General features: G+C 60.6%; 14 protein-coding genes. 8 read left to right on the top strand and 6 right to left on the bottom strand.

The features are described from left to right. Positions 1 to 22: 22 nt before the first annotated feature. A complete protein-coding gene (gene hpt, locus SM763_RS00550) occupies positions 23 to 571 on the bottom strand; it encodes a hypoxanthine phosphoribosyltransferase (RefSeq protein ID WP_368996998.1) in 549 nt (182 codons plus the stop codon). A 75-nt stretch (positions 572 to 646) separates the two neighbouring features. Between hpt and SM763_RS00545 the strand changes: the two genes are divergently transcribed. Next, positions 647 to 1,093 (top strand): type II toxin-antitoxin system RatA family toxin, encoded by a 447-nt coding sequence (locus SM763_RS00545; RefSeq protein WP_274834066.1) that lies wholly within the window; start codon positions 647 to 649, stop codon positions 1,091 to 1,093. 122 nt (positions 1,094 to 1,215) lie between these two features. Here the strand turns inward: SM763_RS00545 and SM763_RS00540 are convergent, their stop codons facing one another. From SM763_RS00540 to SM763_RS00525, 4 genes are all read right to left on the bottom strand, one after another. Beyond that, positions 1,216 to 2,397: an ammonium transporter gene (locus SM763_RS00540; RefSeq protein ID WP_368996996.1), complete on the bottom strand. Its 1,182-nt coding sequence runs from the start codon at positions 2,395 to 2,397 to the stop codon at positions 1,216 to 1,218. Between the two features lie 161 nt (positions 2,398 to 2,558). Next, on the bottom strand, positions 2,559 to 3,035 hold the full coding sequence (locus SM763_RS00535; RefSeq protein WP_368996994.1) for a CinA family protein: 477 nt from the start codon (positions 3,033 to 3,035) through the stop codon (positions 2,559 to 2,561). Continuing rightward, positions 3,032 to 3,529: a phosphatidylglycerophosphatase A family protein gene (locus SM763_RS00530; RefSeq protein WP_368996993.1), complete on the bottom strand. Its 498-nt coding sequence runs from the start codon at positions 3,527 to 3,529 to the stop codon at positions 3,032 to 3,034. Before SM763_RS00530 ends, SM763_RS00535 begins: the two co-directional genes overlap by 4 nt. After that, positions 3,526 to 4,689, bottom strand: a complete 1,164-nt coding sequence (locus SM763_RS00525; RefSeq protein WP_368996991.1) for a bifunctional 2-C-methyl-D-erythritol 4-phosphate cytidylyltransferase/2-C-methyl-D-erythritol 2,4-cyclodiphosphate synthase — start codon at positions 4,687 to 4,689, stop codon at positions 3,526 to 3,528. Before SM763_RS00525 ends, SM763_RS00530 begins: the two co-directional genes overlap by 4 nt. A gap of 181 nt (positions 4,690 to 4,870) precedes the next feature. Here SM763_RS00525 and dusB point away from each other — a divergent pair, with 181 nt between their 5' ends. The 5 genes from dusB to ntrX all read left to right on the top strand — a co-directional run bounded on the left by dusB (position 4,871) and on the right by ntrX (position 12,094). After that, positions 4,871 to 5,857, top strand: coding sequence for a tRNA dihydrouridine synthase DusB (gene dusB / locus SM763_RS00520; protein WP_368996989.1), 987 nt, complete (start codon positions 4,871 to 4,873; stop codon positions 5,855 to 5,857). Then, a complete protein-coding gene (locus tag SM763_RS00515; protein ID WP_116560293.1) occupies positions 5,854 to 6,933 on the top strand; it encodes a two-component system sensor histidine kinase NtrB in 1,080 nt (359 codons plus the stop codon). Before dusB ends, SM763_RS00515 begins: the two co-directional genes overlap by 4 nt. Before the next feature lie 3 nt (positions 6,934 to 6,936). Further along, positions 6,937 to 8,307, top strand: a complete 1,371-nt coding sequence (locus SM763_RS00510) for a response regulator (protein ID WP_368996987.1) — start codon at positions 6,937 to 6,939, stop codon at positions 8,305 to 8,307. A 98-nt stretch (positions 8,308 to 8,405) separates the two neighbouring features. Continuing rightward, the gene (locus SM763_RS00505) at positions 8,406 to 10,688 is read left to right on the top strand and encodes a sensor histidine kinase NtrY-like (RefSeq protein ID WP_368996986.1); all 2,283 of its coding nucleotides are present in this window, start codon (positions 8,406 to 8,408) and stop codon (positions 10,686 to 10,688) included. After that, complete coding sequence (gene ntrX, locus SM763_RS00500) at positions 10,685 to 12,094, top strand: nitrogen assimilation response regulator NtrX (RefSeq protein WP_274837020.1); 1,410 nt, start codon at positions 10,685 to 10,687, stop codon at positions 12,092 to 12,094. Before SM763_RS00505 ends, ntrX begins: the two co-directional genes overlap by 4 nt. Before the next feature lie 107 nt (positions 12,095 to 12,201). Here the strand turns inward: ntrX and SM763_RS00495 are convergent, their stop codons facing one another. Beyond that, positions 12,202 to 12,687, bottom strand: a complete 486-nt coding sequence (locus tag SM763_RS00495) for a hypothetical protein (protein WP_368996984.1) — start codon at positions 12,685 to 12,687, stop codon at positions 12,202 to 12,204. Between the two features lie 102 nt (positions 12,688 to 12,789). Between SM763_RS00495 and trkA the strand changes: the two genes are divergently transcribed. Both trkA and SM763_RS00485 read left to right on the top strand, forming a co-directional pair. Continuing rightward, positions 12,790 to 14,166 carry a Trk system potassium transporter TrkA gene (gene trkA / locus SM763_RS00490; protein ID WP_065270227.1) on the top strand — a complete coding sequence of 459 codons (1,377 nt, stop codon included), beginning with the start codon at positions 12,790 to 12,792 and terminating at the stop codon, positions 14,164 to 14,166. Position 14,167: 1 nt separating this feature from the next. Continuing rightward, positions 14,168 to 15,703 carry a TrkH family potassium uptake protein gene (locus SM763_RS00485; RefSeq protein ID WP_368996982.1) on the top strand — a complete coding sequence of 512 codons (1,536 nt, stop codon included), beginning with the start codon at positions 14,168 to 14,170 and terminating at the stop codon, positions 15,701 to 15,703. Positions 15,704 to 15,795: the final 92 nt, after the last annotated feature.

Genomic DNA, 15,795 nt, shown 5'->3' with positions numbered 1-15,795 from the left:
GACGCCAGGCTATGGTGCGGGATCAGGCGCTGTCTTCGGTAAAGCGGACCTTGCCGATATGGGGCAGGTTGCGGTTACGTTGCGCAAAATCGATGCCGTAGCCGACGACGAACTCATCGGGGATTTCGAACCCGATCCAGTCGGCGCGGAAATCCACCTCGCGGCGCGAGGGTTTGTCGAGCAGGGCAATGGATTTAAGCCGCGCGGGCTTGCGGCTGTTCAAAAGGCCGATCACGTGGTTCAGCGTATGCCCGGTGTCGACGATATCCTCCACGACCAGCACGTCGCGACCTTCAATGGCGCCGCGCAAGTCCTTGAGAATGCGCACTTCCCGGCTGCTCTCCATACCGTCACCGTAGGAGGACGCCTCAAGGAAATCGACCTCGATAGGCAGGTCCAGTTCGCGGACAAGATCGGCGATAAAGACGAAACTGCCGCGCAACAGGCCGACGACGACCAGCTTGTCGGTGTCCCCGAACTCGGCGTGGATATCGCCGCACAGCTCTTCGATCCGTGCGGCGATGGCCTTGGCTGAAATCATCACATCGATGACATATGGACGCTGTGACATGGCTGACCCCTTGAAATTCCCGCGCGTTCATAGGACATGACGCGGCACGATCATAGCAGGAAATTCGACGAAACCATGCCCACCCATTCGGAAACCCGCCAGCTGCCTTATTCAGCACAGCAGATGTACGATCTGGTGGCGGATGTGGCGCAATATCCCAAATTCCTGCCTTGGTGCGCCGCAGCCCGGATCCGCAGCGTGACGCCACAGGGCGATGCTGAGGTTATGGAGGCCGATCTGGTGATCTCCTTCAAAGTGTTCCGCGAACGCTTTGGCAGCCGGGTGACCCTGTTTCCTGTTACGCGCAAGATCGATACCGAATACCTCGACGGTCCGTTCCGCTACATGAAATCCAACTGGTCTTTTGAAGATCGTCCCGATGGCGGTTGCAATGTCGATTTCTTTGTCGATTTCGAGTTCAAGAACGCGGTGCTTCAGGGCATCATCGGCGTGGTATTCAACGAGGCAATGCAGCGCATCGTGCGCGCATTCGAACGGCGGGCGGCGGATCTTTACGGCTAGTCTCCTGCCTTGGTGGCCGGGGCAGCCTTGCCACTCGCCGCGCAGTGACAGCGGCTGACACAAAACAGGCCCCTTCAAAAAAGGGGCCTGCCTCAGGAAATTCAGTTCTCTAAGTTGTTGTCTTAACTTGACAGATCGTAGGCCCGCTCACCATGGGCCGAGATATCCAGACCGTTGGTTTCGGCTTCTGCATCGACGCGCAGGGCGGTGACAGCAGCGACCACTTTGACCAGAACCACAGTGACAACTGTTGTGAAGATCCCGACGACCGCCAGACCACCCAGTTGCGCAGCCCAGCTGCCTGCACCAAAGACGGCAATCATGATGGTACCGAAGATGCCGCCAACGCCGTGCACGGCAAAGACATCCAGCGTGTCGTCGATCTTCAGCACATTGCGCACCAGATTGACCGCTTCCTGACACAGGATACCCGCGACGGCGCCGATGATCAGCGCTTCAACCGGGCCGACAAAACCGCTGGCCGGGGTGATCGAGGCAAGGCCTGCGATGGTGCCGGTGACGATGCCGACAACCGAGGCTTTGCCGTATTTGATCTTTTCCCACAGTGCCCAGGTCAGCGATGCCGTGGCGGCCGAAATATGCGTCACGGTCAGCGCCATGGCTGCGCCGCCGTCTGCTGCCAGTTGCGAGCCGCCGTTGAAGCCGAACCAACCAACCCAGAGCATGGCTGCACCGATGACCACGAAGCCGGGATTGTGCGGCGGCGTCGTGCTGTTTTTGCGCGGCCCAAGGAAGACGGCAATGATGATCGCGGCAAGGCCTGCGGTTTCATGCACCACGATGCCGCCGGCAAAATCACGCACGCCGATGTCGCCAAAGATACCGCCATCGGACAGCATGCCGCCGCCCCAGATCCAGTGCACCACAGGCGCATAGCAGAGGAGCATCCACAGCCCGGAGAAGGTCAGCACAAAGCCAAACCCAACCCGTTCCACGTAGGCGCCGACGATCAGCGCCGGTGTGATGATGGCAAATGTCATCTGGAAGGCAAAGAACAGCACTTCGGGCAGGGTGCCTGCCAGGCTGTCTGCATCAACGCCGCTCAGGAACAGCTTGTCCAGCCCGCCCCAGTAACCGCTGGTGCCGCCGCCGAATGCGATGGAGTATCCCGCGACCAGCCACAGAACGCTCATCAAGCAGGCAATTGCGTAGCAATGCATGAAGACGCTGAGCACATTTCGGGCACGTACCAGCCCGCCGTAAAACAACGCGAGACCGGGGAGCGTCATAAAGAGCACCAAAGCCGTCGCCACAATGATCCAGGCTGTATCAGCTCCGTTCATTTTGGGTTCCTTCCATCAAGATTGAGTGGTTGGAGGCCGACAAAACGCAAGAGCGATGCTAAAAGAAGCATCATGCTTGGCTTGGGTGCTGTTTTTTGCAGCTTTTAGCGAAGCGATTAATTTTTGGGCAAGAAATGCGCTCGTTTGCCCGCTTTATGGACTTAATGTGAAATGGCCCGTTCCAGCAGGGAAAGGGCATGATCCCGACTGGCGGCGCGAACCTGCGGGCGGCCTAGGGCGCCAAATTCGATGGTCTCCACATGAGTTTCCCTCCCTTCGGCAGAGAGGCCAAAGCAGACCCGGCCTTCGGGCTTGAACTCAGAACCGCCCGGTCCGGCAATCCCGGTGATCGACACGGCCAGGGTGGTTCCGGCGCGGGCGCGGGCACCTTCGGCCATCTCCCGCGCGACTTCCTCGCTCACCGCGCCGAATGCGTCCAACGTTTCCGGGCGCACGCCGATCATCTGGGTTTTGGCGGTGTTGGAATAGGTCACATAGCCACGATCCAGCACCGCCGAGGACCCCGGGATATCGGTCAGGGCAGCGGCGACCATGCCCCCCGTGCAGCTTTCGGCGGTGGCGATGGTCACGCCTGCCTTGGCTGCGCGGGCGATCAGATTCGCGACATCGACACTCACAGCCCCAGCACCCCATGCGACAGGCCAGCCAGCAGGGCAACGCCAATGGCGGCAAAGATCCCGGCGATCACATCGTCCATCATCACCCCGACCGCGCCTTTCTTGCGGTCGGCCCAGCCGACGGGGCCGGGTTTCAGGATATCGAACAGGCGGAACAGCACAAAGGCCGTGACCCAGCCCGGCCATAGGGCGGTGATGTCGATGCCATGCGCCCAGGATGGATAGGAAATCGCCCAGAGCGCCAGGAACTGACCGGCCAGTTCATCCATAACGAATTCAGACGGGTCGAGGTCTTCCTTGCCGCGCGTCATCTCGGCTGCAGCCCAGAGGCCCGCGGCGGTGCAGATGAGGGTCACTGCAGCCAGCAGGGGAAACCCGCCCGCCAGGTGCAAGCCATAGGCCAACGGCAGCGCCACCAAGGATCCCCAGGTGCCGGGGGCCGGGCGCAGATAACCGACGCCCAGAACGGTTCCGATTGCTGTTGCGATATTCATGATTTCACCAATGCCGCGGTGGCCAGCGCCGCGATCCCTTCGCTGCGCCCGGTAAAGCCAAGCCGTTCGGATGTTGTTGCCTTGACCGACACGCGATCTGCATCAATGCCAAGGATTGATGCCATTTGCGCCTGCATCTTTGCAGAATGCGGTGTGATCTTGGGGTATTCGCAGACCAGCGTGCAGTCGACGTTGGAAATCACGAAACCTTTATCACGCGCCAGATCAACGGCGTGACGCAGGAAGATGTCGCTGGCTGCGCCTTTCCACTGCGGATCAGACGGCGGGAAGTGGCGGCCGATATCGCCCTCGGCCAGCGCGCCATAAATCGCATCGGTGACCGCATGCATGCCGACATCTGCATCAGAATGACCCTGCAACCCCTTGTCGTGCGGTATTTTCACGCCGCAGAGTACAACATGGTCGCCCGCGCCAAATCTGTGAACGTCGTAGCCATTGCCCAGTCTGATATCCATCCTGTCCTCTTCTGACCTGTCGCTGTCTGCTCTGCCCAAAATCAACTCGGCCCGGGCAAAATCCGCGGGGCCGGTGATTTTGATATTGTCTGGATTTCCCGGAACGATGGCAACGTCAAGCCCGGCAGCGCGGGCCACGGCGACATCGTCTGCTGCCTCGCCCGGATGGGCGCGATGCGCGGCAAGGATCTCGGCATAGCGAAAGCCCTGCGGTGTCTGCGCCGCAAATAGCCCGTCGCGGTCGCGGGTGCCGGTGACCTTGTCGTCCTGCCCGGTCCACAGCGCATCGGTGACTGCCAGCGCCGGGGCCGCCGCTATGCTTGTGCTCAACGCCTCCTCAACCGCATGAATCAAATCCGGGGTGATGCAGGGCCGGGCCGCGTCGTGGATCAGCACTTGGGCGATGTCCTGCGCCTCGATCGCCTCCAGCCCGTTCAGAACCGAGCGGAAGCGTGTATCGCCCCCTGAGGCCAGGACAATCCCCGGCTGCCCCTGAAATTCGGCCCATGCTTCGCTGTCGTCGGGCGAAAGGACCAGGGCGATCTTCTCGATCCCCGCCTGCCGAAAAGCAGCCAGAGTCCAGTCGATGACGCGGCGCCCTTTCAGGGGGCGCCATTGCTTGGGAAGACCGCCGCCAGCGCGGGTTCCGCGACCGGCGGCAACGATAAGTGCGGCAGTGGTCAAAAGGCAGCCTCCGGCTTTTGCTTGGCTGTTTAGGACCTGCCGGTTACAGAGGCAATCACCCATGGGGCCGCGCCTAAAAAATAGGCAGTCGATCTGGAATATTGGATCATTCGGGGCCATTTCATTGTCTCTCCCCGGCGCTCCCGGTTAGAAAAGTCTCAGTTGCACAAGGATTAGGCAGTTGCCCTTCAGCCTCGGAACCACCTCTATGACACCGCCGATCGCACTCGCGCCGATGGCCGGAATCACGGACCGCCCGTTTCGGGATCTGGTTCGTTCTTTCGGCGTTGGGCTGACCGTGAGCGAAATGGTGGCCAGTCAGGAAATGGTGCAGGCCAAGCCCGGCGTGCGTGAGCGGGCCGAGCTGAGCGCGGATGTGGAGAATACGGCGGTTCAGCTGGCCGGGCGTGAAGCCCATTGGATGGCCGAGGCCGCTAGGCAGGTTGCGGACCGTGGCGCGCGGGTCATCGATATCAATATGGGCTGCCCGGCCAAGAAGGTGACCAACGGGTATTCGGGATCGGCGCTGTTGAAGACACCCGATCACGCCCTGTCGCTGATCGAGGCGGTTGTGGCTGCGGTCGATATTCCGGTGACGCTGAAAACGCGCCTTGGTTGGGATGAGGGGAGTCTCAACGCCGCCTCGGTGGCGCGGCGGGCCGAAGATGCGGGCATCAAGATGGTGACTATCCATGGTCGCACCCGCTGCCAGTTCTACAAGGGTTCCGCCGATTGGGCCGCGATCCGGGCGATCAAAGACGCGGTGGACATACCGGTTCTTGCCAATGGCGACATCACTGGCACGGGCGCAGCGCAGCAGGCGCTGGAACAATCCGGCGCTGATGGCGTGATGATTGGCCGCGGCGCCCAGGGCAAGCCGTGGCTGCTGGCCGAGATCGCGCATGATCTTTGGCAGACGCCCAAGCCGGATGTCCCCGAAGGGAAACAGCTTTTGGACATGGTTTCAGAGCATTATCGGGCAATGCTCTCTTTTTACGGCATCGATCTGGGCACCCGCGTCGCACGCAAACATCTGGGCTGGTACATGGATGCCGCAGGCACTGGCCCCGTTCTGCGCCGCGCGGTTCTGACGGAGCGCGACCCAGATCAGGTTCTGGTTCTTCTTGAGGCAGCTTTGAGTGAGCAAACAGACGAGGTAGCAGCGTGATTGACGATGGTGCGCTATGGGCTTCGCTTCCGGTCCCGGCTTTTCTGATTGATGCGGAAGACTTGATTGCGGACGCAAATTCTGCGGCGGAGGGGTTCCTCAACACCTCGCGAAAGGCGTTGATGGGGAAACCGGTCTGGAGCCAGATCTATATCGATGCGCCGATCACGGATGCCTTTGCGCGCAGCCGCAGTTCGGGCACGCCCCTGTTCGTGAATGACATTGACGTCGGCGCCAGCAGCCGTGCGCCACTGCAATGCGGGGTGCAGATTTCCCCGGTGAGCGGGCACGAGGGGATGATGCTGCTGATGCTGTCCCCTCGTGAACTCGCCGGGCGGATGACGCAGAACCATTCTGCTAAATCGGCGGCGCAATCTGCCATCGGGATGGCGGAAATGCTGGCCCATGAGATCAAGAACCCGCTGGCCGGGATCACTGGCGCGGCGCAACTGCTGAGCATGAACCTGTCGGCCGAAGATCTGGAGCTGACCGATCTGATCGTCAGCGAAAGCCGCCGCATCGTCAAACTGCTGGAGCAGGTGGAGCAATTCGGCAATCTCTCGGAGCCGGATTTTAAACCGGTGAACCTGCACGATGTTCTGGACCGGGCCCGGCGCTCTGCGTTGTTGGGGTTCGGCGCCAATATGACGATCACCGAAGAATACGATCCGTCTTTGCCCTCGGCTTGGGGCGATGCAGATCAGCTGCTCCAGGTGATCCTGAACCTGTTGAAGAACGCCTCCGAAGCTGCTGGCAAAAAAGGCGGAAAAATTCGGATCCGTACCTTTTACGAGCATTCCTTCCGGCTACGCCGCAGCGATGGAACCGGGAAACTGTTACCGCTTCAGATCGAGATCATCGACGATGGACCGGGGCTGCCGGACACCATCCGGGAGGACATTTTTGATCCCTTTGTCTCGGGGCGTGAAAACGGCACCGGGTTGGGGCTCGCATTGGTCAGCAAGATCATTGCCGACCATGACGGCTGGATTTCTGTCAGCTCCGAACCGGGGCACACAGTTTTCAGGCTTTCTTTGTCGCGTGTTCCGCGCGACGTCCAATCGCAGGAGAGTTGATCGATGGATGGCACCGTTCTGGTCGCAGATGACGACCGCACCATTCGCACGGTTCTGACACAGGCGCTGACGCGGGCCGGATGCAAGGTTCATGCGACCTCATCCCTGACCACGCTGATGCGCTGGGTGGCCGAGGGTAAGGGTGATGTGGTGATTTCCGACGTGATGATGCCGGACGGAAACGGGTTGGAAATGCTGCCCAAGATTGCCGAGGACCGTCCCGGACTGCCGGTGATCGTCATTTCGGCCCAAAACACCATCATGACCGCGATCAAGGCGGCCGAGGCGGATGCCTATGACTACCTGCCGAAACCCTTTGACCTGCCGGAGCTGATGAAGCGCACGGCCAAGGCGTTGTCGGAGAAACGGACCACCGTGACCACGGCCCGTTCGGAAGAAGAAGGCGACCGCCCCGAGGAACTGCCTCTCGTTGGTCGTACCGAGGTGATGCAGGGCCTGTACCGCCTGATCGCGCGGGTGATGAACACCGATATGCCGCTTTTGGTTACGGGTGAAAGTGGTACGGGCAAGTCATTGATTGCGCGTGCTATTCACGATTTCTCCGACCGGCGCACCTTGCCCTATGTGACCGCCACCGCGGCCGAGCTGATCGAGCTCGAAGGTCCTGCACGGCTTTTGTCGCAGGTCAAGGGCGGCACGCTGCTGATTGATGAGCTTCTGGATCTGCCGGATGAGGCGCAGGCCCGGCTGGTGCGCATGATGGATGCGACCAGTGATCATTCTCCGCGTTTCATGGCGACGAGCCAGAAAGACCTGGCTCCGGCGATGGAGGCCGGGGAACTGCGCGCCGATCTGTATTACCGGCTCTGCGGGACGGAACTGCACGTGCCCGCGCTACGCGAACGGGTCGAGGATATAGCGCTCTTGGCGGAGCACTTCCTGATCCGGGCAGAAAACGAAGGCGCGCCGCACCGCACGCTGAGCGAAGAAGGACGCGAGCTTTTGCGCCATTTCGCCTGGCCCGGGAACGTGCGCCAGCTGGAAAACGTGGTTCGCCGACTGGCGCTGACCGCGCGGAGCGAGGAAATCGGTAAATCCGATGTTGCGGCGGCGCTGGGGCCGCAGACCGGGGCCGAACCCATGGTCAGTGGCGCAGTCAACGAAAAGCTATCCGAATCCGTGGCGCGCCACCTGCAACGCTATTTTGATCTGCATGGCGACATGTTGCCGCCGCCGGGGCTTTACGGACGGCTGCTGCGCGAAGTAGAGACGCCCCTGATCGAGATTGCGCTGGCTGCAACCGGCGGAAATCAGGCGAAATGCGCCGAATTGCTGGGCATCAACCGCAATACCCTGAGAAAGAAAATTACGGACCTTGATATTGAGGTGACACGGCGGCGCAAACTGATGTAATATCGCCACAGAAACGTGGCCGACCGGCACAGCCGTCGGTGAGGTCGCGACATGTGGCGGTTGGCCTAGAAGGCCATACATCAGAATGAGGGCAGCCAGTGGCGCAGAAGTCACATCTTCGCGGGGGATTCAGAACGCTCGCGGCGTTTGACCGGTGGCGGAAAACCCGGAAGGCGCGCAATATCGGCACCCTTGGCCTTGTCCTGCTGGGGCCGATTCTGGCTCTGGTGACGTTTCTGATCTTTGGTCCTTTGGGGCACGGCGCATCCTCTATGTCGTTGCGCCTGATTCTGCTGGCCGACATGGTCTACATCATGGCGATTGCCGCCTTGGTGTTGACCCAGATTGTGCGTCTGTTCGCGGCGCGCCGTTCCAAATCGGCTGGCTCCAGACTGCACCTGCGGCTGATCGGAGCCTTTGGGTTTTTGGCGCTGGTGCCCACGGTTATCGTCGCGATCTTTGCAGTATTGACGGTGAATGTTGGGCTTGAGGGCTGGTTTTCCCAGCGTGTTCGGCAGGTCATCGGCTCGTCGCTTGCGGCTGCCGAGGCCTATCAGGTGGAACAACGGCGTGACCTTTCCGAAGATGGCGAGGCGCTGGCGCGTTACCTAGATACCAGCCGCTCGCGTAGTTTTTTCATGAACGATGCAGAGCTGCGGCAGGTTCTGTCGCAGGGGCAGCTGCAGATCCAGCGTGGCCTACGCGAGGCCTATGTCATCGATGGCGTTGGCGATATCCGGGTGCGGGGCGAACGGTCCTACGAATTTGATTTCGAACATCCCGATCCTGAGCAGATCACCGAGGCGGCCGAGCAGGGGATGAGCATCATCCAGGACTGGGACAATAACGAGTTCCGGGCCATTGTGCGCCTGAACGCCTTTGTCGACCGGTTCCTGTACATCAGTCGCGATGTGGATGGTGAATTACTGAACCTTCTGGATGAAACCCAGCAGACCGCGAACCTCTATCAACAGCTTGAGAAAGAGCGCGGTCGGGTGCTGTTCGAATTCGGCCTTTTGTACATCGGGTTTGCATTGATCCTGATCCTGGCGGCCATGTGGTTGGGCATGTGGTTTGCGGAACGTTTGTCCGGTCCTGTCGGTCGCCTGACCGTGGCCGCGCGCCGGGTCGGTGGCGGTGATCTTGACGTGCAGGTGCCCGAAGAGAACGGCGGTGACGAGATTTCCCAACTTGGCCAGTATTTCAACAGGATGACGCGGGAACTGAAACAACAGCGCAAGACGTTGCTGGAAAACACCGACCAGATTGAGCGCCGTCGTAGGCTGTTCGATTCGGTTCTCTCCTCAGTCACCTCCGGTGTCGTGGGGTTGGATGCCGAAGGCCGGGTCGCCTTTGTGAATCGGTCCGGGGAACGTCTGCTGGATTGGCACGGAGACCGGCAATCTCTGGCGCTCGCCGTTGCGGTGCCAGAATTCGGCCCGCTGTTCGAAACCCTGACCAAGGATGGCGCGGAAACCGCGCAGGATGAGATCAAGGTGACGCGGCATGGTCGGTTGGAAAACCTGCTGGTGCGGATGTCGCAGCGCCGGTCCGATGATGGCAACCTCGAAGGCTATGTGGTGGCTTTTGACGACGTTACCGATCTTGTCAGCGCCCAGAGGATGGCCGCCTGGGGCGATGTGGCCCGGCGGATTGCCCATGAGATCAAGAACCCGCTGACCCCGATCCAGCTGAGTGCGGAGCGGATCAAGCGCAAGTTCGCGCCCAAGCTAGGCGAGGAAAACAGCGATCAACTGCAAGCCATGACCGATGTGATCGTGCGCCAGACCAACGATCTGCGCCGGATTGTCGATGAGTTTTCAAAATTCGCGCGCATGCCGGAACCAGAACGCCATGAAGAAGATCTGGTCAAGCTGGTGCAGGACGCGGTGGTGCTGCAGCGCACCGGCCAGCCGGATGTGACGATTACGGCGGATCTGCCCAATACCGTGTGCTGTGCAGATCTGGATGCGACGATGATCGGGCAGGCGCTGACTAACCTGATCAAAAATGCCGGTGAAGCGATTGAAAGCCTGAAGAAAAAAGGTGCGCCCGAGGATCTGGATCCGCAAATTCGCGTGGCGCTGCGCCGGGCCGATAAAGGGGGGTATGAGGTGACGATTGCCGATAATGGCATCGGCTTGCCAGAGGACCGCGCGCGGTTGTTTGAACCCTATGTAACCACCCGGAACGAAGGCACCGGGCTGGGATTGCCGATTGTGAAGAAGATTATCGAAGAACACGGCGGCACCCTGACGCTTGAGGATGCGCCGGTGTTCGAAGGACAGAACCATTTTGGAGCCATGGCGGTGATCCGCCTGCCAGACGCCGTACGTACGGCTGAGGCTAACAGAAATACAGTGAAGGTAGGTCTGACATGAGTGACATTCTGATCGTTGACGATGAGCGCGACATTCGCGAATTGATTTCCGATATCCTGGAAGATGAGGGGTTTGCCACGCGAAAGGCGGCGAACTCCGAGGAATGCATGGCCGAGATCGGGCAGGAGCCTCCGGCGTTGCTGATCCTCGATATCTGGCTTAAGGACAGCCAGATGGACGGCATCGACATCCTGAAAACCGTGAAGCGGGACAATCCCGAGGTACCGGTGGTGATCATCTCAGGCCACGGGAATATCGAGATTGCGGTCGCGGCGATCAAACAGGGTGCTTATGATTTCATCGAAAAGCCCTTCAATATCGATCAGCTGATGGTGGTGATCCGGCGGGCGATGGAGACTTCGCGCTTGCGCCGTGAGAACACCGATCTGCGCCGCAAGGAAACCGGAGCTGCCGAGATGATCGGCAATTCCGCAGCCTTCCGGGCGCTGGTGGCGCAGCTCGACAAGGTCACTAAATCCAATGGCCGTGTGATGCTGACGGGACCTGCCGGCGTGGGCAAGGATATCGCCGCGCGCTATATCCACTCCAATTCGGCCCGTGCCTCGGCTCCCTTCGTGACGGTGAACTGCGCCAGCATCGAGCCGGAGCGGATGGAAGAGGTGCTGTTTGGCCGTGAAACCACGGACCGCGGGGTTGAGCCGGGATTGCTGGAACAGGCGCATGGCGGCGTGGTGTTCTTTGACGAGGTCGCGGACATGCCGCTTGGCACCCAGTCAAAGATCCTGCGGGTGCTGGTCGATCAGCAGTTCCAGCGGGTTGGTGGATCCGAGAACGTGCGGGTCGATCTGCGGGTGATTTCTTCCACAAACAAGGCCTTGGAGGCAGAAATTGAAGCGGACCGTTTCCGGCAGGAGCTCTATCATCGGCTGAACGTGGTGCCGATTGCGGTGCCGACGCTCGCAGATCGGCGCGAGGATATTCCTGTTCTGGCCGAACACTTTATCCGCAGCTTTAATGAGGCGCAGGGCCTGCCACTGCGTGAACTGACGGATGAGGCGGTTGCACTGATGCAGACCATGATGTGGCCCGGCAACGTCCGCCAGCTGAAAAACCTGGTGGAGCGGATCCTGATCCTTGGCGATGGCAATGGCCCGATCGAGGCGCGCGATCTGCCGCGTGAAGAGGAAAAGGTCGAAGACGAGGGCCGCGTCGTCCTGTCCGGGGCCTTGGCGACGCTGCCGCTCCGTGAGGCCCGCGAGGCCTTTGAACGCGAATATCTGCTGACCCAGATCAACCGGTTCGGTGGCAATATCAGCCGCACGGCTTCGTTTGTGGGTATGGAACGCTCGGCCTTGCACCGCAAGCTGAAATCCCTTGGCGTTGTCACCTCGAACAAGGCTGGCGCGCGCGTTGCTCATGTGGAGCAGGAAGAAGATATGGTTTGACCGCCGCGGACGGATGACGGGGCGCGTAGGCACGGTCTGCGCGCCTGCTGTCATTGTGTTTGCGAAGCCTGGAGAAAACCCGGTGTCTGGGGCGGCAGCGTGGCCGACTACGGCGTCAGGACATGCAGGGTGTTGTCAGGGCCTTTCCAGACGCAAGCATCGCCAGTCAGCGGCGGCAGGCGGCGCGATTGTCCGGCCAGACGCTGCCCGACTTCGGCGGTGGTGCAGCGCCTCAGGGGTACCTCTTGATACCCTTTCTTGGCCATACAGCTTTGCTCCAACCGTCTGCGCAGACCTTGGTTCACATCAACCGTATAGATGCCACCATCAACCCAGTATCCGGGGCGGCTCCAGCAGTTGCCGTCCCTGCAATATTGCCCGCCGGGATAATAGACGGGCGGGCGCTGACGAATTTCGTTGGCCACGGGCGCCTTTTCCAGTGCGCTGACCTGACAGGAAAGCGTATCGGCCTTGAGCCGCTGCACATCGGCGCCTTCGCGATAATAGACCGGCACCGGGCCACATCCGGCAAGGACGGCGCCCAAAACGGGCACGGCGAACAGGGAACGGAAGCGGCGGTAAGTACGGGTCATGCTGTCAGAATGCCCCGCGATGACGGTCAGTACAATTGATTTGACCCCTCTGGCGGCTTCTGTCATTCAAAACTGGCAAGATCGCGCCCAAGGGAAAAGATCATGAAGGTTATCATCTGTGGCGCCGGCCAGGTTGGCTGGCAGATCGCGCGGCACCTGTCCGGCGAGCACAACGATGTGACAGTTGTCGACAACAACCCGGATCTGGTGCGCCGCGCGACAGATACGCTGGATGTTCAGGGGATTGCGGGCTTTGCCTCATACCCGGATGTTCTGGAGCGGGCAGGGGCGCGGGATGCGGATATGATCATCGCCGCAACCCACTCGGATGAGGTCAACATGGTGACCTGTCAGGTTGCCCATTCGGTATTCTCGATCCAGCGCAAGATTGCCCGGCTGCGGGCGCGCAGCTACCTGAATGCGATCTATTCCGACCTGTACCGGCGTGACCATCTGCCCATCGATGTGGTGATCAGCCCCGAACGCGAGGTCGCCGCCGCCGCCATTCAGCGGCTTCTGGCACCGGCCGCGTTTGACACGGAAACCTTCATGGGCGGCAAGGCGCAGCTCCTCGGCATTCAGATCGACGAGGATTGCCCGGTGGTCAACACGCCGCTGCGGCAGCTGACGGATCTGTTTTCCACCCTGCGGGCTATCGTTGTGGGTGTGCGGCGCGATGGCAGCCTGTTTGCACCGGAACCGGGCGATCAGCTGTTCGTCGGCGACAGCGCCTATGTGTTTTGCCACACGGACGACGTAAGCAGAACCATCGAAGTCTTTGGCAAGAAAGAAAAACGCCAGGATCGGGTGGTGATCGTGGGCGGCGGTAATGTGGGCCTTGAAGTGGCAAAGGCGCTTGAGAACCGCACCGGACGGATCCGCGCCAAGATCATTGAGAAAAGCCGCAAATGCGCCGAGCGGGCGGCCGAAACACTCGAGAGGACCATCGTTCTGAACGGTGACGGGCTGGACCGTTCTCTGATGATTGAAGGCGGTATTGATCGCGCCGATGCCATGCTTGCTGTCACCGACGATGATAAGACCAACATGCTGGCGGCCGTGCGCGCCAAATCCGAAGGCTGCCCTTTCGTGGTGGCCCTGATCAATGATCCGACCTTGCTGCCGCTGATGGCGCCTCTCGGGATCGACGCCTTTATCAACCCGCGCTCCACCACGGTGAGTTCGATCCTGCAACACATCCGCTATGGCCGCGTTCGGCAGGTCTATTCCATTGGCGATGCCGAAGCCGAGGTGATCGAGGCTGAGGTTCTGGGAACCTCTCCGATGGCGGGACAAGCGGTTCGCGATATTCCCTTCCCCGAAGGCGTACTGATCGGCGCTGTGCGCAAGGGAGGCGAGGTCCTGCGACCCAGCGGCGAAATGCGCATCGAAGAGGGTGATGTCATCGCGATCTTTGCGATGGCCGCCGATGTGCCAGAGGTCGAGCGCCTGATGCAGGTTTCGATCGACTACTTCTAGCATGGCGGCACGCAATCATACCGCGGGCGGGCTGTTGCGTCTGCCTTTGTTCCTGCTGATCTGGGGTGTGGCTTGCCTGGCCATGTGGGTGCCGGCCACCCATGCGGTGATCCTGAACGACCACCCGACATCGCAAAGTTTCTTTTTCTCCGGCCTCTTGGGGCTTTTTGTGATCGCTGTGATTGCCTTGTCGCTGGGCAATAAGATGCCCCGCTATGGCATGCCGGGGCAGTTGCTGTCGCTGCTGGCAACCTTTGCAGTATTGCCGCTGTTCCTTGCGCTTCCCGTACAGGATGCGTTGAAAAACACAAGCTTCCTCAACGCATATTTCGACATGGTGAGCGCCGTCACCACAACGGGCGCCGATATCTTTGCCGATCCGGGGCGGCTGCCGCCCAGCGTGCATCTGTGGCGGGCGATTGTTGGCTGGCTTGGCGGCCTTTTGATGTGGATCGCCGCCTCGGCGGTTCTGGCGCCGATGTTCCTGGGCGGCTTCGAAGTCACCGCCAAGGGGGAGCCGGGCGGCGGTGGCGCGACACCTGTTCTGATGCAAAAGGCGGATCCACGGCGCCAATTGATCACAGTCGCACGCACCCTGACGCCGGTCTATTTCGCGCTGACGCTGGTTCTCTGGACCCTTTTGATGATGACTGGTAGTAAATCGCTGGCCGGGCTGACCCATGCGATGTCGGTGATGGCGACCTCGGGGATTTCATCGGTCGGGGGCACCGAGGCGGCAAACAGCGGCATGGCCGGGGAAATGGTCATGTTCCTGTTCATGTTCTTTGCCCTGTCGCGGCTGACATTTTCTTCCGATACGGTCAGTACCGGCGACGGGCGGCTGGATCGTGACCCGGAGTTCCGTTCCGGCCTACTGATTGTGCTGGGGGTTCCGACGCTCTTGTTCCTGCGCCACTGGCTGGCAACGTTTGAGGTCAACAACGCCGAGGATGGCATGCAGGCGCTGCGCGCCTTCTGGGGGGCGCTGTTCACGGTGATGTCCTTCCTGTCCACCACCGGATTTGAAAGCGCCGACTGGGAGGCCGCCGGGCAATGGTCGGGGTTGGAAACCCCGGGTATGATTCTTCTGGGCCTGTCTCTGATTGGCGGCGGGGTGGCCACCACAGCGGGCGGCGTCAAATTGCTGCGGGTCTATGCGCTTTATCTCAACGGGCTTGGCGAAATGGAACGGCTGGTGCATCCGTCATCGGTCAGCGGCGAGGGTGCTGGCAACCGGCGGCTGCAAAAGAACGGCGCCTTTGTGGCCTGGATCTTTTTCATGCTCTTTGCCTTGTCTCTGGCGCTGATCAGCACGGTGCTTGCCGCCCTTGGTACGGATTTCGAAACTTCGCTGATCCTGGCGGTATCGGCCCTGTCGACAACTGGCCCGTTGACCGAAGTCGCGGCGAGCGAGCCGATCATGCTGTGGCAGCTGGTGCCCTCGGCCAAACTGGTGCTGTGCTTTGCGATGGTGCTCGGGCGGCTCGAAACTCTGGCGATCATCGCGCTTTTGTCGCCTAATCTCTGGCGCAGTTAAGAAAACCTCGTTACGCTGCTCTGGCATTTGATGTTTTTCGGGTGGAAACCCAATCGGTCTCCGTCCATAGTTGGTTGTAACGAGGCGCGTTG

Source organism: Pseudophaeobacter sp. C1-32P7, from assembly GCF_041008775.1.
GTDB lineage: Bacteria > Pseudomonadota > Alphaproteobacteria > Rhodobacterales > Rhodobacteraceae > Phycobacter > Phycobacter gallaeciensis_A.
This window is presented reverse-complemented; position numbering and strand designations above follow the sequence as displayed.